Here is a 21,960-nt window from a genome sequence, read left to right as displayed (position 1 = left end):
CAATGGAAGTAACTTTACTATATAAATATCATTACGAAGCAATAATTAAAAGATCAAAGCATTTAGTTGTTACTATTTTTAAGAGTAATAAATCTATAAAAAGAACCTTTAGTTCTTTTTATAACGACATCATAGAAGAGTTTAAGGGTCGTAAAATACATTACTATGATCTTTACAAGGGTAAATATTCAAATTCTATGAATGTATTTGATCGTAATAAAATGATTTATGAGGGAAGTAAATATGAAGTAATTGAATTAGTATTTAAGAATCATATTTTTTCTCTCTATGAGAAATATTCTAAAAAGGAATTATTGAATTTTATTGTAGATCTAGCGAGACGTGATGCTTTGGATTATCTATCTAGGCACTTGTATAACCATCGAGATTATTATAGCTTGGTTTATGACACTAAAAGTTACCAAAATATTTATTTTGATGACTCTGGTAATATTTATTTCAGAGATTCTAAAGAATTTAATGATATGCTAGATTTGAAACATCCTAATAGAAAAGCAGCCGAGTTAAATATTGAAATTAAATTACCAAAGGAAGATAACATTTCAAAAACTATTAGTTCTGAAAATGACAAGGATTCTGAAATTCAAGAAAAACTTAACGACTTTACTGATGATGAAAGATTAATTCTTAGTCATTTAGTATATTATAATATTATAAAATCCAATAAGAAGTCAGTTGACTTAAATAGATTTTTAATGCTTGTTAAAATAATGGGCGGATATAATAGTATATCCCTATTTTATCAAAAAACTAATACTAATACGTTATATAAAAAGGCGCTTGAAGGCCCCTCGTATTTTGTTGGAGCCACAAGGAGGGAATTACTACGGTCTCTCCAACAGAAATTAATTAATTTAGGCATTGACGATTTTCTATATCTTATCGAAAAGCAATTACGAAATATAAAATAAATACGATTTTCCTTCCGACATAATAACATAGTTAGCACATTTTAGACCTTAAAAAAGTGTTTTAAAATTCTGAATATCAATTAGTTGTTGTTTGTGTGTCGGAATCCGACGAACTTCCGAGACCTGTTCGAAAACAACAATTTGTTTGTAATCTTTGCTTCCGTAGGACAATGTCCCACATAATTAAAACATTATGTATATGGAAACAAAAATCAGTATTAGAGTAGACGAATTCACCAAAAATCAACTAGAAACTTTCGCGCAAAACGAGAGTAAGACACTGTCGACTTATGTTAGGGAATTACTTAATGACCATGTAAGGCTAGATTTATATGAAGATGAGTATGAGGTATTAGAATCATATGTACCATCCGAATATCCAAAAGAGTATTGTATTGATATTAAACCTGAGTTTGAGAAGTCTTATGGCTTTACGTTTTTGTTAACTTGGTTATTTGCTAAAGGTATGAATAATACATGCACATGTAGCAAGGATAATCTAAGGGATTTAAAAGTTCTAGTTGAATCAGTTATCGAGTTTAGTTCGTTTTCTAATGAGCTAAAAATGGAATTTGTCAAAGTCCTTAATGATATAAATAGGGTTTTGGTAGAAGCCAATAATTCATCAAAACAGTTTTACTTTTCAATAGCAAACCATCAAGGTAGTTTTAATTATTATTTGCTAATGAGTGAAGTGTGGAGCGTAAAATATTAATGTTATGAACAGGAATATTTTAAATGGTAACTTAAGAACTGAGTTGGGTGAGCAATTAAAATCAGCCAAAGAACAAAGGTTGATAAACATCAATCACAATGAAGGCCTAATAATTAAGACAGCTAACCAATGGCTTGATAAAGCTAAGTCAACTCCAATACCAAATATGCTATTTAGCGAATTCTGGTATGAGAATGAACTCTGCATTCTATTTGCAGACACCAATTTAGGCAAGTCCATTTTAGCTGTTCAAATAGCGCAAAGTATAAGCAGTGGTGTTCCTATTGATGGTTTTAAATTGGAATCTACTCCAAGAAAAACATTGTATCTGGATTTTGAATTGTCAGACAAGCAGTTTGAGAAACGCTATTCAGAGGAATATACTAACCACTTTGTATTTTCTGAAAATTTACTGCGAGCGGAGTTAAATCCGTATCACGAATTGCCTAAGGAATTCAAATCGGTTGAAGATTATATATGTACTTATATAGAGACCTGTATTAAAGAGCACCACGTTGCGGTTGTTATTGTGGATAATATGACCTACTTAAAGAACGATAACGAAAAGGCGAAGGATGCATTGGATTTGATGAAAAAACTAAATAAAATCAAAAAAACATACCAGATTTCGATTTTAGTACTTGCCCATACACCTAAACGTGATGAGTCCAAGCCAATTTCTAAAAATGATATATCAGGCAGTAAAATGATTGTTAATTTTTGTGATAGTGCGTTCGCCATTGGTAATAGTACAGAGGCTGCCAATCGTAGATATTTGAAACAAATAAAACAACGTAACATAGAGCATTTGTATCATGGTGGTAATGTTGTGGTATGTGATATAAATAAGGATTTCAACTTTTTAGAGTTCCGCTTTATTGATTATGATAACGAATTGACTCATTTGAAGAGTTATGACAAAATGGGTATTGAAGAACGGGATACTGAAATGGTTAGACTTCTTAATGATGGTCTCAGTAACGTGGCAATTGCAGAACAATTAGGAGTTTCAGAAGGAACTATTCGTATTCGTAGAAAAAAACTTGGTATTTAATTGAAAGCTACCGATGTATATAATATAGCCATTGCACTTCCATCAGAGGAGCTTAGTTTGCTATATAATATGCTAGGTAAAAAAGTCATGTCGATTCCTGATTCTGGAATTAAGAAACGCAGAAAATGTTTGCCAAGATTTACAATAGATGATGGACTTAGGTATTTGTTGGAGAATATTATTGATAAAAATAGAGAACAAGACGATTCGTAATATTCGTAATCAATTCTTGTTACGAATATTACGAATCAAAAGGAAAGCATTTTAAAATGTATAAGTATTCACTTGATAAGAGCAGTAAAAAATTTATTTGTCCGTCATGCAACAAAAAGCGGTATGTTCGGTATGTAGATATTATTTCGAATAATTATCTGGACTATAATTATGGTCGGTGCGATAGGGAAAGTAGCTGCGGTTATCACTCTAGTCCTAGTGGTAATACAATTGTCAGTCACACCTATATGGCTCCAAAGGACATACAACCCACATTTATGAATGACGAATTATTGGGTTCTTATGGAAATGACTATAACAACAATTGTTTTATAAAGTACTTAATGATACATTTTACTGTAAATGAAATTAAGTCAGCTATTAGAAGGTACTTTTTAGGAACCTCACATTATTGGCCAGGTGCGACAGTGTTTTGGCAAATAGATCAGTTTATGAATATAAGGACAGGCAAAATAATGTTGTACAACAAAGAGAACGGTAAAAGAGTTAAGGAGCCTTATTCACATATTACATGGATGCATAGTTTATTAAAAAAAGACAACTTTGTCTTACAGCAATGTTTATTTGGCATACATAATTTATGCGATTACAAAACAGATGACCTAATTTGTATTGTAGAGTCAGAGAAAACAGCTGTTATTATGAGTATGCTCTATCCTGAATATTTGTGGTTGGCTACTGGCTCAAAATCAAACCTAAAATATGAATTAATTAAACCCCTAAAAAATTATAACATTGTCTTACTACCAGATAAATCGGAGTTTGAGGATTGGAATACTAAAGCTATTAGTTATAGAAAAATGGGATATAAAATATCTTGCAATGTCCTTTTGGAGCAACTTAATGTCGCTAATGGTTCTGATTTTGCAGATATATTAGTTTGATTTTTTATTTATCTGTGAGACAATTTAATAACAATTGTTTTTTAGGTGTAAAACTATCAAAATCAGAGATTTTCATTTAGCTTCATTTTTTCATTTTCTATATCATTTCTAATGAAGATAGGATCTAAAAAAGAAAAATAAGATTCTGATATTTTATCTGTGTTCCTCCAATTAAAAATAATATCATTACTTATTTTTAATCTATGTTTATATTTCTCATTGTATGGATATTCTGTGTCTTTAAGATACTTTTTACCGTTAAAGGTTTTAAAACTACCCTTAATCTTTCTAGTTTTCTTTTTAATGTTTAAATAATAAGGTTCGTTGGTTGCACACAGAAAAACTCCAAGATCAATTTTGTCATCTTGAAATAAGCTATCTAATTTCTTTAAATCGTTTATGATTTTCTGAATATTCTGAGTCTGGCCTGAATTACTCTTTTTTTTATGGGGAAATTTAAATTCTATGCCCACACGATGTTTGATTGATTCAATTTCAACTTCAAAATACAGGTCGAGAAATTTCCCGTCTTTAAAATCTCTTCTAAAAAGATTTTTTTCAAAATCGATATTATATACTTTAAAATCATCTATTGTATTTAAAAGCCATGCAAATTTGAAAACTAAAGTTTTTTCAGATGAAATTACTATTTGTTGTGCATTTAAATCCGATTCAATCGTTTTCCAAATGTTTTTTATCACTTCTGATGTAATAGTCAGGCTCATGCTATATTAATGTTTAAATAGTTTTATTATCTCTTCCTTATTTTCAAAGATGAGATTGAAATTAAACATTTCATTTCTCGCATCCGATTCAGAAATTTGGTTGTAAATCAATAACTTACCAGCAATCAGAAAAAGATTTCTATTTTCAAAGGTTGAATATTCAATTAAATAGGATAACTCGTCTAGCTGATATTTTCCTATTTCTTTCTTTAATTTATATACAGTTTGCTCTCTAAACTCTATAAAATAGAGATCATTCAATAGCTCTATTTTGAAACAGCAATTTAATTCCCCTTCAATACTGCTTGAGAAATAATCAAATAAGGTAACATTGATTAACTTTTTATCCTCAAGAGAGTTTATTAAAGCCAGATTGTTTCCTGTATATTCTAGGTAAATATGACCTAAGTAATGTTTTGGTGGATTGTTAACTTTCATTTATTGGCTTGATTTATAATGGTTAGGAGTTAATGTATAACAATCTTTTTAATTAAAAAATTAGGATTTATGGAAAGTCATTTTGTTAAAAAATGTATCCTTTTCGTTAATTAATTTTCTTATGTCAGGGTAAAATGAAATCTGTTTCGAGTTAATTTTTGCTAATTATCAAATCTAGATTTACTCAGCATATATTTCAATACATTTTTAGGAGTATTTTCCATAGTCAGTCGATTTAGTTTTTTTTCTAAATCATATATGTGAATGTTGTAACTGTACTTTCTGTCGTTGTTCCTTTCTTTGTCTCTTAACTGGTACAGCTCATCTAATCGACTTTCTAACGATACAATGTTAAACGCTTTTTGATATTCATTGACTTCAATGTGCGGAATACCTTGGTTCTTAATTACACCTGAAAAATACTTTGTAAACTTCATTCAACAAATTTAGAAGCTATCTCAGCTTGGTATTGCTATAGAATGTAGTAGATGAAATAATATCTACCCTAATACGGTAAAACGTAATTGGATTTTATTAATTTTTATTATTTTTAAATCCCCCTTAATTAATTTCAACCCCCTTTATTAATAAAAGATGAACCATGGATCTTTGAATCTATCGGTATATTTTGATTTAAAATGAACTGATAATTTAATACAAGTTGGAGACTGTATTATTATTGTTTATATAAAAGATATATAGATAATACGTATATCAAATTGTTGGCATTCATTATGACGAATCAACAAACGACAGAAAAAACAATCAACATTTGAACTAACCAACAACAGAATATGAATAAAGAATTTTTGGCAAACATAGTTTATAGTGCATTAATAATTTGGCTACTATTCTCTCTATATTACATAATCCGACTTTGGTATCGAAAAAGCACAAAATCTTATAACGAATATTTATATAATTCAATTCCTTCTGTTTTTACAACAATTGGAATACTTGGAACTTTTGGCGGAATTTATCTCGGATTAAGAAATTTTGATGTTGATGATATTGACAATAGTATTCCAATGCTATTAGAAGGAATGAAACTTGCGTTTCTTACTTCAATTGTTGGAATTATTCTATCATTAATATTCAGAGTATTTGGACAACTAATCTTGCGAACAGTTGAACTAAATGAACCACCAAAGCAAACAGATGAATTATCAGCATTAAGCGAAATACTCGAAGTCTTAAAATCATCTAAAACAGAAACAAAAGCCAATTTTGATAAACTAAACACCTCGCTGGTTGGAGAAACAGAAACAAGCCTATCTACTCAATTAGTTAAACTTCGCAATCAAACAACTGACAACCAAAAAGAACAAGAAAAACAAAACATTTTACTTGAAAAAATCCAGACATCGTTAATCGGGAACGAAGAAACAAGCTTACTTACTCAACTTGAAAAATTAAGAAGTCAAGCAACTGACAACTACAAAGAGCAAAAAGAACATAAAAAAGTACTTACTGCAATAAATGAAACTCTTGGGTCTAAAAACGAGAACAGTATATTATCACAAATTAAAAATTTAAAAACCGACCAAAATAAAAATAACAAAACATTAGAAAGCAAGTTTGATGAATTTGCGGAAATTCTAAAAAAGAATAATACAGAGGCTTTAGTGGAAGTAATGAAAAGTGCTACAGAAACTTTCAACGCTCAAATGACAGAATTAATCCAAAGATTGGTTCAAGAAAATTTTGCAGAATTAAACAATAGTGTTCAGAGTTTAAACGATTGGCAAAAAGACAATAAAGAAATGATTTCATCCTTAACAGAGCAGTTTAAATCTGTTTCTAAAGACTTTGAAATTGCATCAGTTTCCATTAAAGAAATTACCGAAAACACAACAAAACTAACAGAGGATAACAGTCAATTATCGAAATTAATTGCGGAATTACAAAAGGTGCTAATTGATGACACAAAATTCCAAGAAATAGTTACAAAACTTGAAAGTTCTATTGACACCATCAAAACAAATACAGAAACATTTGACGAAACAACTAATAAATTAAATGATTGGATTGGCAAAGAGCATAGCTTCAAAAAATCTGTTGATATACTAATTAGCAGATTAAAAGAAATAGAAGACATAAAAGACATTAACGGAGAATTTTGGAGCAATACAAAAACTCAAATGGAAGAAGGAGTTTCAATTATAAGTAACTCTTCATTAGAATTAAGAAATAATCTCGATAATATTTCAGAAGAGTTTACAGGTCAGTTAAATCAAACTTTAACGAGTTTAGATGAACTTATTCAACGCCTAATCGAACAAGCAAATAGATAATGAAAGAGAGTTCAGACAACAATTGGGTTTCATTTTCCGACATTATGACTGTATTGATGATTATCTTCCTATTCATCTCTATTTCATATATGATGCAAGTAAAAAAAGAGCAAGCACAGAGAGATGAAATATTTGAGGAATTTAAAGCAACTAAAGAGGAGCTTTATAATGAGTTAAATACAGTTTTTAAAGATGACTTTCAAAAGTGGGATGTTAAACTAGATAAAGACTTGTCTATAAAATTTACAAACCCTGATGTTTTGTTTCAATCAGGAAGAACAAATATAAGACCATATTTTTCAGAAATATTGAACAAGTTTTTACCCAAATATTTTGACGTTATTTTGCAAGAAAAATACAAGGATAAAATTTCAGAAATAAGAGTTGAAGGACATACAGATAATGTTCCTGCACCACGATACGACCAAGACCCTTACATTGCCAATACATTGCTATCCCAAGAAAGGTCTTCAGAAGTAATTAAGCATTTTCGTGAAATGGACTATTTTAAAAGTTTATCTTCCAAAGAAATCATTTTAATAGAATATTTACTTACTGCAAACGGATTGTCTTATGGAAGAACAGTTGATGATAACGGAAAATTAACCATAAATAGTAATCAACCTATTAATAATCAAAAGTCTCGTAGAGTAGAATTTCGCATAATAACAACAAGTGATAAGTTAATTGATAAAGTCCTTAAAGAATTAGAAAAATAGATGCCATTAATAAAGTTTAATAGAGCACATAATTATTTAGATACGATTGGAGTTCCTCGTTTAGAGGAGTACAATAGTAATGTAATCATTGATAGAATTGATTTTACTGAACAAGAAAATGATGGAAATTTAGAATGGAGAGAAGATGGAGTTTATTTAAATGTTCGTGGTAATTTTCAAAAAGGTTTTATGTTTAATAAAGACTATAAAAGGTCTGATTATGGGAATCCTAGATTTCATTTGTTTGAGTGTTCTGTTATTGAAAAGTTTATAGAAAAAGGAATTTTGTCAAGATATTATTTTTGGTCGAACTCTGATTTAGTAACTGTAACACAAAGAGGAACTAAAAAAGAATATCCAGACCAAAATCTAAATTTATGCTCAAAATGTAGAGCAATTCTACACGACAGAAACCTTGAGAGTATAAATGATACAGAAGACTTTCATAATTTACTTGACTTAAATGACCAAAACATTAAGGAAAAACTAGAAGAAGTTGAAACTGATATTTATAAAAGACCTTTAAATTGGCGAAGTATTTCAAAAGCTTATAGAGAAGAACAAAACTATACTTGTGAAGAATGTGGATTTGGTGGTAACGACCTTGATAATAATTACGATAAAAGATATTTACATACACATCATATAGATAGTTATGATTTAATAAATACTCATAGAGACAATTTGAAATGTGTATGCGTTTTGTGTCATTACAACCAAGACGAACATCACCAATCTAATTTTGAAAAGCCTAGATTAAAAAGGGAATTGAATTCCTTTATCAATAAATACAGAAATAGACTAATGGAAATCGGAAACGTACACATTGGAAATTACGAATGAAAAAATAACGAAATGCCAACATTGTATAAAAATAATAGCGGTTTAATCGCCTAAACAAAATGAAATATATAAATCAAAAGACAGTGACAAATCAAAAAGTAAGTGCGTAAAACACCGCTACTATTCTTATACGGTTACCGTTGACATAATTTAAAACGAACAACATAGAATGATAAAATGGTTAAGGAAAAAACTCGGAATTAATACTATCGACAAAAATATTGTTGAAAACAATTCTATGACCAAAAGCCAACTTATTGAGGTTGCTAATAGTTTTGAAATGAAAAACGATATTTCAAATTTAACTTTCAAATTAAATAATAATATTAGTTTAGATAATAGTTGGTCTTTAATTACTACTCAAAACAACAAATCGAATTTTCTTTCTCAAATTGCTGGAACTTCATCAATAGGTAGTTCAGTCGCTTATTCAGCAAATGGATTATACACTGCAACTGCGAATACAGGGAGTTTAATGACTTATGGAAATGGCTCTTTAAGTTCAATAACAATGAATGGTTCTCAATTCGGAAGTCACGCAGGTTTTGTTAGTGCAAATCCTGCTGTTTTTACACCAATTTTAGCTGTCCAATTTGCTTCAATGCTTACTGGTCAATATTATTTTAAAGGTTTAACAAAACAATTAACATCAGTTCAAAAAGGGATAAACGAACTTATCAGTTTGCATCATAATGAAAGATTAGCAAAATTGAGATATATAAACACTAAAACAAACGAATTAAATAATCGGAATTATTTCACAACCGAGGATTATGTTATTGTCGATAGATTAAAATATGACTTGTCAATTATTAGGTTTGAATACTTACTTTCTGCTCAACAAGAAATCATTAACACTTTTGAGATACAAAATGGAAAAGAAAATAAAGAAGAAATAATTGATATAATATCAGAAGATAGTAATCAAGTTGAGAAAGCTTTTATTTCAATAAAAAGCAATGCCAAAAAAATATCTTCCTTTTTTTCATCAACCTATAAAAAATCTGGAATCGAATCTGGAATAAACTATTTAAAATCTAAAACTGAAAATTCACATAAAAAAGTTGAAAAACTTTCAGAAAAAGTAAATAATAGTAAATTCTTTTTTTATTCAGAAATCGCTTTAAAATCGGAGCAATTATACCAACTCTTAAAGCTATTGGAATTAAAAATAAATTTATCTGATAAAAAACCAAACCATAACCGAATTGGAAAAATTGAGGAACTTTATAAATCAATAGTAGATTTTAATTACGAAGACAGTATTTATGATGAAATGGAGCAACTGAATTCGGAATTAAAGGAAAATCTATTATCTGAAATCGAAATCTATAAAGCAAATAGCCAAATGACTAAAAGTAAAATTGAGTCAAAAGCAACTGAAATACTTGAAAATTTCACAAGATTAGAACAGAATTTAAGCGATAAGGATATAATATTTGATGACATTGAACAAATTAAAATTGGTTTTGAAAAATCACATCAAATACTAATTGACAATAGATCAGAAACAACTAGAATTTACACAAAAGCTACTGATAACAGTGGCTATGACTAATTGCTTGTTCTTGCTACTTCTAAAAATTTTTACGGATTTTACGTTTGCTGTGCTCTTGTAGAGTTAAGTAATAATAGATGTGACTTTTAATAGTCAAACAATAGAATAAAATTTAAAAAACCAACATGACCACTGAGATAATACTACTGATAATACTGATATCGTTACTTGCAATAAATCTGATCGTAACTTTAGTTAAAAAGATAAAACTTGATTTTGACATTGAAGGGAATTTTAATGAAACAAAAAATTCTTTAGTTAAGTTTGATTCAACATTGGAAAGAACCGATAAGTCAATGAGAGATGAGTTTCAAAGAAATAGAGAAGAATCAAATACTTCTGCTAAAAATCAAAGGGAAGAATTGACTAAATCGCTTAATAGTTTTAAAGAAGGGTTTGACAATAATACCAAACACTTAAATGATTTATTAAAAGAGAGATTTGATGCCTTTAGCAAACAACAAATCGAAATAAACCAAGAATCAGAAAAAAGAATTAAAGAGGTAAAAGAAACAGTTGAGAACCAGCTAAAAGAAATCCGAGAAGATAATACGAAACAACTTAATGAGGTCAGAAAAACAGTAGATGAGAAATTACAAAAAACATTAAATGAACGTTTGACCCAATCATTTGAAACAGTTGGTAAACAATTAAAGTCTGTTCAAGAAGGCTTGGGTGAAATGAAAAATTTGGCTACAGATGTTGGTGGATTAAAAAAAGTTCTGAGTAATGTAAAAATGCGTGGTGGTATTGGAGAGGTTCAACTTGCTATGCTATTGGAACAAATACTTGCACCCGAACAATATGAAGCAAATGTCAAGACAAAAAAAGGTAGTTCAGCTACTGTTGAATTTGCCATAAAATTACCAGGAAAAAATGACGACAACTCTGTAGTATGGCTTCCTGTAGATGCTAAGTTCCCAAAAGATGTTTATGAAAAACTTCAAATGGCTTATGATGATGGGGATTTAGATAAAATTCAGTTCGCTCAAAAAGAGCTAGACAACACCATTAAAAAAATGGCTAAAGATATCAGCGAAAAATATATTGACCCACCAAATACGACTGATTTTGGAATAATGTTTTTACCGTTCGAAGGCATTTATGCCGAAGTTGTAAGAAAAGCATCTTTACTTGAAACTTTACAAAAAGATTATAAGATAATTGTAACAGGTCCAACAACATTAGCCGCTATTTTGAATAGTTTACAGATGGGCTTCAAAACCTTAGCTATCCAAAAGAGAAGTGGTGAAGTTTGGCAAGTTTTAGGCGCAGTAAAAAAGGAATTTGAAAATTTTGGTGGAATGATGCAAAAAGCTCAAAAAAATATCCAAACCGGATTGAACCAACTAGATGATGTAATGGGTAAAAGAACAAGAGCTATTCAAAGAAAATTAAAAAATGTTGAAACACTTGACGAAGGACAAGCGAAAGCAATCTTACCGGAAATAACAGATAATTTATTAGACTTAGAAGAAGATAATGGATAGTGTTCAGAAGCTAAAAAAAAATTTGAACGAACAACAGTTGAAAGCTGTAACAGAAACCGAAGGTTTTGTTAGAGTAATCGCAGGTGCAGGTTCGGGAAAAACTAAAGCACTCACTCAAAGATACGCCTACATTGTTGAAGTATTAGGAATTAACTCTTCTAATATTCTTTGTGTAACCTTTACCAACAAAGCTGCACAAGAAATGCGAAAAAGAGTAAAACGCTTAGTAGGAGAAAATTCAGATTTAAGCTATATAACTACTTATCACGGATTTTGTGTTCGAGTTTTAAGAGAGGATATAAACAAAATTAAGTATCCTAAAAACTTTATCATAATGGACGTAGAAGACCAAAAAACTGTTCTTCGACAAGTCTATAATGAATTGGGTTTAACATCAAAAGTGTTCACTTTCAAACAAGTCCTAAGATATATAAGCAAACAAAAAACTTCGCAAGAATATTTACAATATATCCTTGAATCAAAGAAAAAAGAAACTGATAATGAAATAGAAAAAATCTTTATTAGGTATTTAGAAAAGCAACAAAGGAATTTCGCTTTAGACTTTGACGATTTACTCAATTTTGCTCTTTACATATTCGTTAATAATCCTGACGTTCTAGAAAAGTGGCAAAAGAGATTACACTACATTCAAGTTGACGAAACTCAAGATAGTTCTCAAAAACAGTTTATGTTAATTGAGATGCTTTCTCAGTTCCATAAAAATCTTTTCGTTGTTGGCGATCCAGACCAAACCATTTATGAATGGCGAGGTGCAAAACCTGAAATTTTGGTTGATTTTGACAAACAATTTGTTGATTCAAAAACAATCATTATGAATCAAAATTATCGTTCAACACCAAATATTTTAAGTCTCGGCAATCATATAATTAAAAACAACAAAATTCGAGTAGAAAAAGATATGTTTACTCAAAATCCAGAAGGTGTTGAAGTTGTTCACTTTCACGGAGAAAATGATTATGAAGAAGGATTATGGGTCGCAAATGAAATCAAAAGACTTGTAAAAGATGAGAACTGTAAATATTCAGATTTTGCAATATTATACAGAGCAAATCATATTTCACGTAGCATTGAACAATCGCTAATTCGAGAAAATATACCTTACTCAGTTTTTGGCGGTATTCGATTCTTTGAGCGTAAAGAAATTAAAGATGTCTTGGCATATTTACGATTGATTGAATTTGAAGATGATTTTTCATTTTTAAGAGTTGTGAACACACCAAGTAGAGGTTTAGGGAAAAAGTTCATTGAAAATGTAGCAAAAATTGCTGAAAAAGATAACATTTCTCTTTACTCAGCTTTGCAACAAAATATAAATCAAAAAGCTTTAAGTCGTAAAGGAGCAATTGATTTTATTGAACTTATAGAAAAGTATAAAAAATCAAAAGCAGATTTAATTATTTCAGATTTAATAAAAGAAATAATGGACGAAAGTGGATTGTCTGCTTATTATAGAACTGATGGAGATACAGATAGATTAGATAATATCAAAGAACTTCAGAACTCTATAGTTTTATTAGAAACACAAGACGAAGAACCAATAAACCTTACTGAATATTTGCAAGAAATTGCACTTTACACGGATATGGATATTGAAGATGATAGAAATGACCGAGTTAAACTAATGACTATCCACACTTCTAAAGGTTTAGAGTTTCCTTACGTTTTTCTTTGTGGCTTCACAGAAGGTGTATTACCAAGTGCAATGTCAATTAAAGAAAGAAGAGCAAAAGCAATTGAAGAAGAAAGACGTTTAACCTATGTTGCAATTACAAGAGCCGAAAAAGCATTTTATATGACTGAATCAGAAGGTTTCAATTTCAGCACAGGTCTAAATAAATATCCTTCTCGTTTTTTATTTGAAATAAGCGACAATTATTTTGTGCGAAAAGGAGAATTAAGTCAAGAAATCATAAATGAGGCTAAAGAACAACTTAAACTTGATGCAAGCAGACAATTAATCCAAAAGAAATTTGACGTTGGAGATTTGGTATATCACTTGATTTGGAAACAAGGCAAAGTAATTGAAGTAAACGAAGAAAAGGGAGAATATCAAATTGAGTTTGTAGAAACGGGAAAAACCAAACCAATAAATTTTGAATTTAGAGGTTTAACGAAAATCGAGAAGCAAACTGAACTTACAGAGGAAGAAAAGACTGAAAAATCAAAATCGGATGAAGATTGGAATTCGTTTGTAGAAAACGAAATTCAAATTAAACAAAGCGAAAAACCTGAAATTCCGGAACCGGAAGAAACCAGCGTAGAGGAAAAGAAAGACTTGATTAGAAAAAGAATAACTGATTTAAAAGAAGAAAAGGAATTACTTGACAAAATAAAAGACGAAAAAATTAAATCAGAACTAATAGTCGAACCAAAAAAATCGGCAAAAGAGACGACTAAGGAACAAGAAACGGAGGAAAAAATACTAAGCCCAACAACGTATAAAAGTAATGGCGGGAATAGTGCTAAACCCAATGAAAAAGATAAAAATAAACTTTGGTCTAAACTGAAAAGATTCTGGTCTTAAACCACCATTACTCTTATATAAGATCGTTATATATAATGGAAAAAACCAACGAAATAATCAGTAAATACAGAAAATATGTCAAATTACTATTGTAAAAATTGTGGAACGAAATATTCAAGTATTTCCACCTTGACACTAAATAAATGTGCAAGACATCCTAACGGCACAAACAAAGGTTCGCACGAACTTTACGAAGGAAGTGAAAAATCCCATTACGAATGTAAATATTGCGGAACTAAATACAACAGCATCTCATCTATGACCGTGAATAGATGTGCACGTCATCCAAAGGGAATGAATAAAGGCCAACATTCACCAGCTTTATAAAATGGAACTATTGACTTATCAAAATTGGTGTGCTGATATTAAAAAGAGTCTAACAGCCTTGAAAAGTAAAATAGACCAAAACAAAATCTCAAAATCTTTATATGGTGGATTTTATGTTTGGGATAGCAAGTACATAAAAAACCCTGAAATTATGTTCATTGGAATTAATCCAGGAAACGGAAATCCCAACAATTCAGGAAAAGTTATAACAGAGCCAGAACATCAAATTTCATATATGGAATTTCTTGATGGCGAGAATCCAAATTATAGATTAGCCAAAGAAACCATCAAATCATTTGAGATGGCTGGCTACTCAATTCAAGAGATTAAAAAACTTTTCAACGAAAAGTCTATTAAGACAAATTTTTATTATCTGATAACCAAAAATCAAACAGATATTAGTAAATGTATCAATGAACTTGACAATTATTCTTTCAACGATTTTTGGCAAAAAAGCTATGAATGGACTGGACAACTTATCGAATTAACAAATCCTAAAGTTATTGTTAGCGAAGGTAAAAGCATATTCGACACTATTATGGACTATGACGATGTTTCAGAAAAGGAATGGAAAAATGACTGTGGATATTGCATTAGACCAAATGGACAAGTAATAATCGGATACAATAGAATTTTTAGCATTATCAAAAACAAAGACGGATTTTCCGAACTAATTAAACGATTCATAAAAAAATAAAGAATAACACAGCAATGACTATAAGTAATTGCTTGTTCTCGTCTTCTTTAGTAAATTCTTACGGATTTTCAATTTAGCGTGTATATGTTTAAAGTAACTAACCATTAGTTGAAATCGTAAACATATTGAAACCAAATGATTATTAGAATTTGATTAATTTTAATTAAAAATAGAATATGTGTTTTCATACCAGCACTACGCATAGTGTAAACAAATTAGAAAAACATTTTAAAGTTAAAATAGTCGACTCTTCAATGGAGCCCTATTTTAATAATCCTACGTATCATCATAATGGATTTTCTCATCCAAATATGCTTGTTATACCTCAAGAACGATCGGACGTTTTAGCTCCTGGTATTTGGGGCATAGTACCAAGCTATAAAACCAAAGATCAAATAAAGGAATATCATAAGGAAGCTGTGCGCTATGGTGGCGGTCTAAATGCTCGTTCAGAAAAGACATTTGATCATTTTATTTATAAAGATGCGATTATGGACAACCGTTGCATAATTCCAGTCTCAGGTTTTTTTGAACCTCATGACCATAAAGGAAAAAAATATCCATTTTATTTTAAGGATAAAGTTGATAAGCCTATAGCCTTGGCAGGACTTTATACTGTAATTGACACTTACATAACTTTTACCATTCTGACAAAAGAGGCCTCACCATTATTTGCTAAAATCCATAATAAGAAGAATAGACAGCCAATAATCCTAGATGAAGAGTTAACTCATAATTGGTTGTCCGTTGATCTAAAAGAGACAGATGTAGAAGATATTCTGCACTTTAATTTTCCAGAAGATCAATTAGAGACTTATACAGTAAGCAAGGATTTGTTTAGTCCAAAGGTGAACAGTAATGTTGATGCCATTTTAGAGAAAACTCGATACTCAGAACTTTCTAACATTTTGTAATTCAATTTATTACAACGATTTTTTTTGCTTTTTAGCCAATAAAGTAAATTCCTGATGTTTTGGGTTTTATCTTTTTACTCCTATAAACTGGATATAGTTAATACGTATATCCAATTGTTAGCAACAAATTAAAAGAAACATATGAGACAAATTCAAATCAAAAAAACTTTTAGACTGACTACATTTTTAATGTTAACATTAGTTCTATTTCAAAATTGCAAATCAATAAGATTGATAAGCGAATATGATGAAATTACAGATAAAACTGTTACTGCTGTTCAAGAAAAAGTTAGTGGTTACTTTGTGAAATTGGAAAATTCTGTCGGAACTAAAGAATCGAGTTATGACAATTACAAAGAACAGTTCGAGCAAATTAAAATAGACCTAAATACACTAGAAGTTCGCGCTAAAGCAATTGATAAAAATAGAATTGTAATTGAACAAGTCAAAGAGTTACAAAATATGATAGCCAACCTAGAAAAATTACATAAATCTTTTGGAGAAAATGGCTATCAATCTTATGATTTAATTGAACCAAATCTGAATTCATTTAATAGTGCATTTACTGCAATAATTAAACTTCAATTAGCCTTAAAAAGAGGTGAGAAAACGAAAGAAGACAAATCTGAAAACAATTAAATTTTATCACTATGGCAGATATAAATGTAAACGAAATATTAGAAGAGATGTTGAATGCAGCTAAAGGTGTTCTAGAAAATCATTGGGAAGATGCAAAACCTTTTGCAGAGCAAGAATTAAAATCATTAGCGGAAAACTTAAAACTTATTGCTCAACTAAAAGTCAAAGGGAAAATTAATGAAGAGCAAGCAAAATACTATGTTGAAATTCAAAAAAGTAGTGTCAGAATTGTACTTTTAACAATTGAAGGATTAGGTATTTTAGCTGTTGAGTCAGCTATAAATGCTGCTTTAGATGTTATTAAAACTACAGTCAACACAGCTATTGGCTGGTCAATTATATAAAAACAATAAATATGAATTTAGAATTACTAAAGAAAAGGCTTCAAGAAGAATTAGGAATAACTGGTCATAGTTTAACCAATTCTGAACTTATAGAATTAGTTCAAAAATTAAAATCTACACCAAGAGAGGGGAGAACACGAGAAAAAGTTCAAGAGATTGTAAAATCTGTCATCGACATTGACATTTTCATAATTAAGGAGTCGTTTGACAATAGTGATTTAGATAATATTATAGACCAGATAGAAGATGCTTTAAGAAATAGAAGTTAGATGCCGAAAAAAACTTTACAGGATTTTGATGAAGATTTAGCACAAGCAAAAGAGGATTTCTTTCGTGAATTTAAAAATATGTTATCGTTAGTAAAATCTACAGATACTACTTCTGCAAAAATCCAAATTTGTTTGACTGACCTTCATTCAAAAGGTGTAAAATATTTTAATGTTTTCAGCCTTTCATTAAATGCTCTATGTAAAAAGAAAAGCTATGGTCAAGAAATTAGAGACAGTAAAGTTGATGATACAATAAATATCTCTAATACTATTATCAAGTACTGGAAACTTATAAACTCTTTAGAGGAGAAATTTCAAATTCGAAAACCAATTCCTTCCGAAAGAGCTTATAGCAACATCCAAGTTTTTTTAAAAACCTTTGATAGCGAAGCTGCAAAAAAACTAAAAGTACGATTTGAAGAAATAAATTTACCTGTAAGTGGGTTTAACTCAAATAAAAAATTTTGTGATATGACTAAAAAACAACAAGTTACATTCGGCGCAATAACCGGTTTAGTACTTTTAGTAACATTATTAATTATTACTCTAATCATTGATTGTCCTACGAATTTTCAAAGCACAATTTTTACAACCATATTGGCTCTTGCAGCAGCTGCATTTGCAACAGTAATTCCAGGCTTGATTGATATTCGTTATAGACAAATTATTACAGCAAGTGGAGCACTAGCCGTTTTTGTAATAGTATTTTTTTTGAAACCAGCTGAATTAACGGATTTCAAAAGCTGTAATGAATTAACGGTTTCTGGTAATATACTTTATGGTTCAGAACCATTAAAAAATATTGAATTAAAAATAATGCAAACCAATCAGCAAACTTCTACTGATGATTTTGGTAAGTTTAATTTTCCACCTTTGAGTTCGACTTTAAATAGCAATATTTCTATCAAATTGAAAAATGAAAGTATTGCGCTTGATACTCTTTATACTTTTACAAAAGCTGATATTGAAAAACCTATCTTAATAAATATTAAAAAGCATTGTGTTGTTTGTAAAAGAAAAAACGCTGAAGGAAATGTAGTTTTTCGTAAAGAGAGTTGTAAAGGGAATTATAAATATATCTCGAATTTCATAGAAGGTTTTACGGATAAAAGCGTGGAACTTGGAATGGAAGCGGACTGTGTGCGAAAATAATCTGTTGCTAACAATGGCTATAAACAATTGCTATTACAGGCTTATCCTGAAAATTCCTGCAGAATTTTCAGCTTGTCGTGTACTTGCAAAAGTCCATGCCAAAACACACAACTGTTCATAGCCGAGACCGTTGCATGCAACAAAAACTGACCAGATATGATATTTTACACAGGAAGAGGAATGATGGTTTTAGCACTTATTGGAATACCTTACGCCATATTAAGTGTTTTAAACCTAAATGTTTCAGATGTAAGCGCGATGGCATATTCAGCTTTTATCGGAGCACCATTTATTTACTTTATTGGGAGTTACTGGAACAAACCAAAAATCGGTATTGAAGAGAAAGCAAATGAACAGTTCTGGTATAAGCCAAATCACTCATTATTTTGGATACCAATGCAGTATTATATTCACAGGGTAAGGAATCAATACAAATGGAATATGGTTTATATAAGGAAGAATAATGCTTTGATAATAATTGTCACCATAATTGATAGATTCAAGTGCATCCGAACTTATTAGGAAATCATAGTTTTAGTGTTTAACAGAAAAATAATAACTAACCACAACTAATTGTTACGCTGAACAATTAGCAATAATTCTGAAATTTAAATGGATAAGAAGAAAAATGTTTATGAAAAAATCGCGGATTTTTTGAACAAATCTAAAATACCAACAGCTTATATTTTGTTTATTTATATAACAAGTGTTCAATTTCTTCCAGACTCATGGATCTCTAAAGAATTTAAGGAGGTAACTGTTTGGCCTTTTATGGTAACATTAGGAATTATTATTCTGAGAGTTTTTTTTGATATCTATAAAAAAATCAATGAACCAAAAAAGACATTACCTTTTTATAGTAAATGGGGGGACGTAATTAATTCAGGTGACTTTTCAAAACTTTTTAAAAAAAGACTACATGATGATAAAGTTATTTATATCAAGGTAATTGGAATATCACTTAGATTTCATTGGTATTACATTAAGAATCTCATGGAAGAATATTTGATACAAGATAAAAATGTTGAATTTAATGTCACTTTAGCAATGCTAGATACTAAATCTTATAACAAACTTGAGTTCATTGATGAAAGTTTTAAGCAAAAATTTCTAAAGCAAGCTGAGGCTACAAAAAATGATATTGAATTATTTAAAAATACTTATGAAGGTAAGGATAGAACTTGTAAGTGCAATGTTGAGCTAATTGAATATACTTTTATGCCTTCTTTTTATGGAATTTTATTGGATAACAAATTCTTGTTTTTGGGTAATACATATTGGGGTAAAGAAATGATTCGAAGTGCAGGGCAATCATATAATCTTTATGTAGAAGATGATGACTTTAGCGGTTCAGAAAGAATTAAAATATTTAACTCTTGGTTTGAATATATTGATAGTCAAAACGGTAAAGAGTAAAAACTATTAGCAACCATGTAAGTGTTTTAATCATAGTTATACTCTAAAAACAAAAATCTTCACTGATTTTTTTTGCCTGAATTTGTAAATTTTGATCGATTGATCTTCTACAAATGTTTCAATACAGTAGATTTAAAATTGAAAATTTCATTGTAGATTAATACGCGAGAAAAAAATATAATATATTTGATTATAAATTTTATTAATCAGAGTACACAATACAGTACACGATTTTTAAGCGAAAAGCCATTTTAGGGGTAGTTTTCGGGTGATTTGTCAAACTCATAACCCGAAGGTCACTGGTTCGAGTCCAGTTCCCGCTACTAAGTACAAAGTTAGGTATGTTAACGGTTTGGTGTTGCCAAACCGTTTTTTTATGCTTAATTTTAATACTTTAATCCAAAATGAATACGAAAGTGCATACGAAAATGCATACGATTTGTCATTGAAGAAACAATTTTCAAAACCCAAAATCTATACCGCCAAAGGTGATCTGTCCAAGCGATGGTATGTCTACTTTTCATATCGTAATCCTGATACGGGAAGACTGAAGCGCCAAAACCCTTTTTACGGCAATGCCAATACATATAAGACCAAAGAGGAGCGCATGGCTGTGTTAACTATTTACAAGAACATAATCTACAAATACCTTAGAAAAGGATATAGTCCTTATGGAGATACTCTCGAAAAAACAGTTTTGGATACATCATTCGAACAACATGTTAGTCAGAAGCCAGCAGATGTTCCCTTAGTTGAAAATGAAGATGAACTTAAGGCAAGGACGGAAATGGAAACCACGGATGTATTCAAAGGTGAAACTGTACAGGGTGCACTAGAGTCTGTACTGGAGACCAAGGAACGAAGATTAAGGCAAAGTAGTATTCGGTCGTTCAAGAGCCATTTGAATGTTTTTATTGACTGGATGGATAAAGAAAGGTGTAACATAAAATATATCTCTGATGTCGATAGGAAAACAATCCACGCATTTCTAGATAATATTCATGCTCAATCTTCCGCGCGAAACAGAAATAACTACAGAGCTAGTCTCAGCAGTGCATTTGAAACCCTTGTTGAGAGGGAGGTGGTACACAGCAATATCGTTAAACAGATTAAAAAGCTAAAAACAAGACCAAAGCAACATGCCAGATATTCAGCAGAGCAGCAGGGTGCAATATTCAAGTTTCTCAAAAAAGAAGATCCTTATATCCTGCTCTACATCAAGTTTATGGCATATACATTTATGAGGCCGTTGGAAGTCTGTAGGCTAATGGTTGGTGATGTCGATCTAGAAAAAAAGACCCTTAGTTTTAAGCCAAAGAACGGTTCAAGAAAGACAAAGATCATTCCTGAGATATTGATAAAACAGCTTCCCGATCTATCCGATATGGAAAGTGAAGCTTTTCTGTTCACTGCAGAAGGGATGGGGAAGTTCACCAAAACTAAACTTGAGAACCGTAGAAGCTACTTTACTAATAGATTTAAGAAAAGAGTAAAGGGCCGATTTGAGCTTGACCTCGAGCACACTATGTACAGTTTTAGGCACACGTTTATTACAAAACTCTATAGGGAGCTGCGGAAAACCTACTCGCCTTTCGAGGCCAAAAGCAGGTTGATGCACATCACGGGACACACCTCTATGAAAGCACTGGAGGCCTATCTTAGAGACAACGACGTGGAGCTTCCGGAAGATTACTCAGACATGTTGAACATCCAAAATAAAGGTAATGGAGAGTATAGGTGATTTTTATGATCGTATATACAAAAACTTTTT

General features: G+C 30.4%; 24 protein-coding genes and 1 pseudogene. 22 read left to right on the top strand and 3 right to left on the bottom strand.

The features are described from left to right. Nucleotides 1-2 precede the first annotated feature (2 nt). The 6 genes and pseudogenes from V1468_RS00260 (at nucleotide 3) to V1468_RS00235 (ending at nucleotide 3,819) form a co-directional block, all read left to right on the top strand. Nucleotides 3-932: a hypothetical protein gene (locus V1468_RS00260; RefSeq protein WP_331808261.1), complete on the top strand. Its 930-nt coding sequence runs from the start codon at nucleotides 3-5 to the stop codon at nucleotides 930-932. A gap of 199 nt (nucleotides 933-1,131) precedes the next feature. After that, complete coding sequence (locus V1468_RS00255; RefSeq protein ID WP_331808260.1) at nucleotides 1,132-1,647, top strand: hypothetical protein; 516 nt, start codon at nucleotides 1,132-1,134, stop codon at nucleotides 1,645-1,647. Nucleotides 1,648-1,651: 4 nt separating this feature from the next. Then, nucleotides 1,652-2,701: an AAA family ATPase gene (locus V1468_RS00250; protein ID WP_331808259.1), complete on the top strand. Its 1,050-nt coding sequence runs from the start codon at nucleotides 1,652-1,654 to the stop codon at nucleotides 2,699-2,701. Then, nucleotides 2,702-2,914 carry a hypothetical protein gene (locus V1468_RS00245; RefSeq protein WP_299096339.1) on the top strand — a complete coding sequence of 71 codons (213 nt, stop codon included), beginning with the start codon at nucleotides 2,702-2,704 and terminating at the stop codon, nucleotides 2,912-2,914. It abuts the gene before it with no gap. 56 nt (nucleotides 2,915-2,970) lie between these two features. Then, nucleotides 2,971-3,126, top strand: a pseudogene (locus tag V1468_RS00240) (PG0870-related protein); the annotation flags it as partial. 36 nt (nucleotides 3,127-3,162) lie between these two features. Further along, on the top strand, nucleotides 3,163-3,819 hold the full coding sequence (locus V1468_RS00235) for a DUF6371 domain-containing protein (protein WP_331809328.1): 657 nt from the start codon (nucleotides 3,163-3,165) through the stop codon (nucleotides 3,817-3,819). 62 nt (nucleotides 3,820-3,881) lie between these two features. On the opposite strand, the gene V1468_RS00230 is transcribed toward V1468_RS00235, so the two are convergent. From V1468_RS00230 to V1468_RS00220, 3 genes are all read right to left on the bottom strand, one after another. Next, the gene (locus tag V1468_RS00230; RefSeq protein ID WP_331808258.1) at nucleotides 3,882-4,544 is read right to left on the bottom strand and encodes a hypothetical protein; all 663 of its coding nucleotides are present in this window, start codon (nucleotides 4,542-4,544) and stop codon (nucleotides 3,882-3,884) included. A 6-nt stretch (nucleotides 4,545-4,550) separates the two neighbouring features. Beyond that, a complete protein-coding gene (locus V1468_RS00225) occupies nucleotides 4,551-4,982 on the bottom strand; it encodes a hypothetical protein (RefSeq protein WP_331808257.1) in 432 nt (143 codons plus the stop codon). 161 nt (nucleotides 4,983-5,143) lie between these two features. Next, on the bottom strand, nucleotides 5,144-5,419 hold the full coding sequence (locus V1468_RS00220) for a hypothetical protein (protein WP_331808256.1): 276 nt from the start codon (nucleotides 5,417-5,419) through the stop codon (nucleotides 5,144-5,146). Between the two features lie 357 nt (nucleotides 5,420-5,776). Here V1468_RS00220 and V1468_RS00215 point away from each other — a divergent pair, with 357 nt between their 5' ends. The 16 genes from V1468_RS00215 to V1468_RS00140 all read left to right on the top strand — a co-directional run bounded on the left by V1468_RS00215 (nucleotide 5,777) and on the right by V1468_RS00140 (nucleotide 21,930). Continuing rightward, entirely contained in the window at nucleotides 5,777-7,276 is a 1,500-nt protein-coding gene (locus V1468_RS00215; RefSeq protein ID WP_331808255.1) for a MotA/TolQ/ExbB proton channel family protein, read from the top strand. Further along, the gene (locus V1468_RS00210; RefSeq protein ID WP_331808254.1) at nucleotides 7,276-7,995 is read left to right on the top strand and encodes an OmpA/MotB family protein; all 720 of its coding nucleotides are present in this window, start codon (nucleotides 7,276-7,278) and stop codon (nucleotides 7,993-7,995) included. The genes V1468_RS00215 and V1468_RS00210 overlap by 1 nt, the downstream gene beginning before the upstream one ends. After that, entirely contained in the window at nucleotides 7,996-8,838 is an 843-nt protein-coding gene (locus V1468_RS00205; RefSeq protein ID WP_331808253.1) for an HNH endonuclease, read from the top strand. 169 nt (nucleotides 8,839-9,007) lie between these two features. Beyond that, the gene (locus tag V1468_RS00200; RefSeq protein WP_331808252.1) at nucleotides 9,008-10,396 is read left to right on the top strand and encodes a hypothetical protein; all 1,389 of its coding nucleotides are present in this window, start codon (nucleotides 9,008-9,010) and stop codon (nucleotides 10,394-10,396) included. 125 nt (nucleotides 10,397-10,521) lie between these two features. Further along, the gene (locus V1468_RS00195) at nucleotides 10,522-11,886 is read left to right on the top strand and encodes a DNA recombination protein RmuC (RefSeq protein WP_331808251.1); all 1,365 of its coding nucleotides are present in this window, start codon (nucleotides 10,522-10,524) and stop codon (nucleotides 11,884-11,886) included. Next, nucleotides 11,879-14,431, top strand: a complete 2,553-nt coding sequence (locus V1468_RS00190) for an ATP-dependent helicase (RefSeq protein ID WP_331808250.1) — start codon at nucleotides 11,879-11,881, stop codon at nucleotides 14,429-14,431. Before V1468_RS00195 ends, V1468_RS00190 begins: the two co-directional genes overlap by 8 nt. A 129-nt stretch (nucleotides 14,432-14,560) precedes the next feature. Continuing rightward, nucleotides 14,561-14,758: a hypothetical protein gene (locus V1468_RS00185; RefSeq protein WP_331808249.1), complete on the top strand. Its 198-nt coding sequence runs from the start codon at nucleotides 14,561-14,563 to the stop codon at nucleotides 14,756-14,758. Nucleotide 14,759: 1 nt separating this feature from the next. Continuing rightward, nucleotides 14,760-15,455 (top strand): hypothetical protein, encoded by a 696-nt coding sequence (locus V1468_RS00180; RefSeq protein WP_331808248.1) that lies wholly within the window; start codon nucleotides 14,760-14,762, stop codon nucleotides 15,453-15,455. A gap of 176 nt (nucleotides 15,456-15,631) precedes the next feature. After that, nucleotides 15,632-16,369 (top strand): SOS response-associated peptidase, encoded by a 738-nt coding sequence (locus tag V1468_RS00175; protein ID WP_331808247.1) that lies wholly within the window; start codon nucleotides 15,632-15,634, stop codon nucleotides 16,367-16,369. A 141-nt stretch (nucleotides 16,370-16,510) separates the two neighbouring features. Then, nucleotides 16,511-17,008, top strand: a complete 498-nt coding sequence (locus V1468_RS00170; protein ID WP_331808246.1) for a hypothetical protein — start codon at nucleotides 16,511-16,513, stop codon at nucleotides 17,006-17,008. 11 nt (nucleotides 17,009-17,019) lie between these two features. Further along, nucleotides 17,020-17,352: a hypothetical protein gene (locus V1468_RS00165; protein WP_331808245.1), complete on the top strand. Its 333-nt coding sequence runs from the start codon at nucleotides 17,020-17,022 to the stop codon at nucleotides 17,350-17,352. A gap of 11 nt (nucleotides 17,353-17,363) precedes the next feature. Next, nucleotides 17,364-17,621, top strand: a complete 258-nt coding sequence (locus tag V1468_RS00160) for a hypothetical protein (RefSeq protein WP_331808244.1) — start codon at nucleotides 17,364-17,366, stop codon at nucleotides 17,619-17,621. Continuing rightward, on the top strand, nucleotides 17,622-18,773 hold the full coding sequence (locus V1468_RS00155) for a transthyretin-like family protein (protein ID WP_331808243.1): 1,152 nt from the start codon (nucleotides 17,622-17,624) through the stop codon (nucleotides 18,771-18,773). It begins immediately after the preceding gene. A gap of 156 nt (nucleotides 18,774-18,929) precedes the next feature. After that, a complete protein-coding gene (locus V1468_RS00150) occupies nucleotides 18,930-19,295 on the top strand; it encodes a hypothetical protein (RefSeq protein ID WP_331808242.1) in 366 nt (121 codons plus the stop codon). 90 nt (nucleotides 19,296-19,385) lie between these two features. Then, nucleotides 19,386-20,189, top strand: coding sequence for a hypothetical protein (locus V1468_RS00145; RefSeq protein WP_331808241.1), 804 nt, complete (start codon nucleotides 19,386-19,388; stop codon nucleotides 20,187-20,189). 376 nt (nucleotides 20,190-20,565) lie between these two features. Next, a complete protein-coding gene (locus V1468_RS00140; RefSeq protein ID WP_331808240.1) occupies nucleotides 20,566-21,930 on the top strand; it encodes a tyrosine-type recombinase/integrase in 1,365 nt (454 codons plus the stop codon). Nucleotides 21,931-21,960: the final 30 nt, after the last annotated feature.

Source organism: Winogradskyella poriferorum (assembly GCF_036553625.1).
Lineage (GTDB): Bacteria > Bacteroidota > Bacteroidia > Flavobacteriales > Flavobacteriaceae > Winogradskyella > Winogradskyella poriferorum.
The sequence above is the reverse complement of the archived record's forward strand: the minus strand, read 5'-3'. Positions and strand labels throughout refer to the sequence as shown.

Excerpts from the sequence above, each read along its gene's own strand:
- V1468_RS00260 (WP_331808261.1), top strand. The coding sequence starts at position 3 with ATGGAAGTAACTTTACTATATAAATATCATTACGAAGCAATAATTAAA.
- V1468_RS00235 (WP_331809328.1), top strand. The coding sequence starts at position 3,163 with ATGGCTCCAAAGGACATACAACCCACATTTATGAATGACGAATTATTG.
- V1468_RS00255 (WP_331808260.1), top strand. The coding sequence starts at position 1,132 with ATGGAAACAAAAATCAGTATTAGAGTAGACGAATTCACCAAAAATCAA.
- V1468_RS00140 (WP_331808240.1), top strand. The coding sequence starts at position 20,566 with ATGCTTAATTTTAATACTTTAATCCAAAATGAATACGAAAGTGCATAC.
- V1468_RS00205 (WP_331808253.1), top strand. The coding sequence starts at position 7,996 with ATGCCATTAATAAAGTTTAATAGAGCACATAATTATTTAGATACGATT.
- V1468_RS00230 (WP_331808258.1), bottom strand. The coding sequence starts at position 4,544 with ATGAGCCTGACTATTACATCAGAAGTGATAAAAAACATTTGGAAAACG.
- V1468_RS00225 (WP_331808257.1), bottom strand. The coding sequence starts at position 4,982 with ATGAAAGTTAACAATCCACCAAAACATTACTTAGGTCATATTTACCTA.
- V1468_RS00165 (WP_331808245.1), top strand. The coding sequence starts at position 17,020 with ATGGCAGATATAAATGTAAACGAAATATTAGAAGAGATGTTGAATGCA.
- V1468_RS00195 (WP_331808251.1), top strand. The coding sequence starts at position 10,522 with ATGACCACTGAGATAATACTACTGATAATACTGATATCGTTACTTGCA.
- V1468_RS00215 (WP_331808255.1), top strand. The coding sequence starts at position 5,777 with ATGAATAAAGAATTTTTGGCAAACATAGTTTATAGTGCATTAATAATT.
- V1468_RS00170 (WP_331808246.1), top strand. The coding sequence starts at position 16,511 with ATGAGACAAATTCAAATCAAAAAAACTTTTAGACTGACTACATTTTTA.
- V1468_RS00250 (WP_331808259.1), top strand. The coding sequence starts at position 1,652 with ATGAACAGGAATATTTTAAATGGTAACTTAAGAACTGAGTTGGGTGAG.
- V1468_RS00150 (WP_331808242.1), top strand. The coding sequence starts at position 18,930 with ATGATATTTTACACAGGAAGAGGAATGATGGTTTTAGCACTTATTGGA.
- V1468_RS00190 (WP_331808250.1), top strand. The coding sequence starts at position 11,879 with ATGGATAGTGTTCAGAAGCTAAAAAAAAATTTGAACGAACAACAGTTG.
- V1468_RS00180 (WP_331808248.1), top strand. The coding sequence starts at position 14,760 with ATGGAACTATTGACTTATCAAAATTGGTGTGCTGATATTAAAAAGAGT.
- V1468_RS00200 (WP_331808252.1), top strand. The coding sequence starts at position 9,008 with ATGATAAAATGGTTAAGGAAAAAACTCGGAATTAATACTATCGACAAA.
- V1468_RS00145 (WP_331808241.1), top strand. The coding sequence starts at position 19,386 with ATGGATAAGAAGAAAAATGTTTATGAAAAAATCGCGGATTTTTTGAAC.
- V1468_RS00155 (WP_331808243.1), top strand. The coding sequence starts at position 17,622 with ATGCCGAAAAAAACTTTACAGGATTTTGATGAAGATTTAGCACAAGCA.
- V1468_RS00220 (WP_331808256.1), bottom strand. The coding sequence starts at position 5,419 with ATGAAGTTTACAAAGTATTTTTCAGGTGTAATTAAGAACCAAGGTATT.
- V1468_RS00210 (WP_331808254.1), top strand. The coding sequence starts at position 7,276 with ATGAAAGAGAGTTCAGACAACAATTGGGTTTCATTTTCCGACATTATG.
- V1468_RS00175 (WP_331808247.1), top strand. The coding sequence starts at position 15,632 with ATGTGTTTTCATACCAGCACTACGCATAGTGTAAACAAATTAGAAAAA.
- V1468_RS00160 (WP_331808244.1), top strand. The coding sequence starts at position 17,364 with ATGAATTTAGAATTACTAAAGAAAAGGCTTCAAGAAGAATTAGGAATA.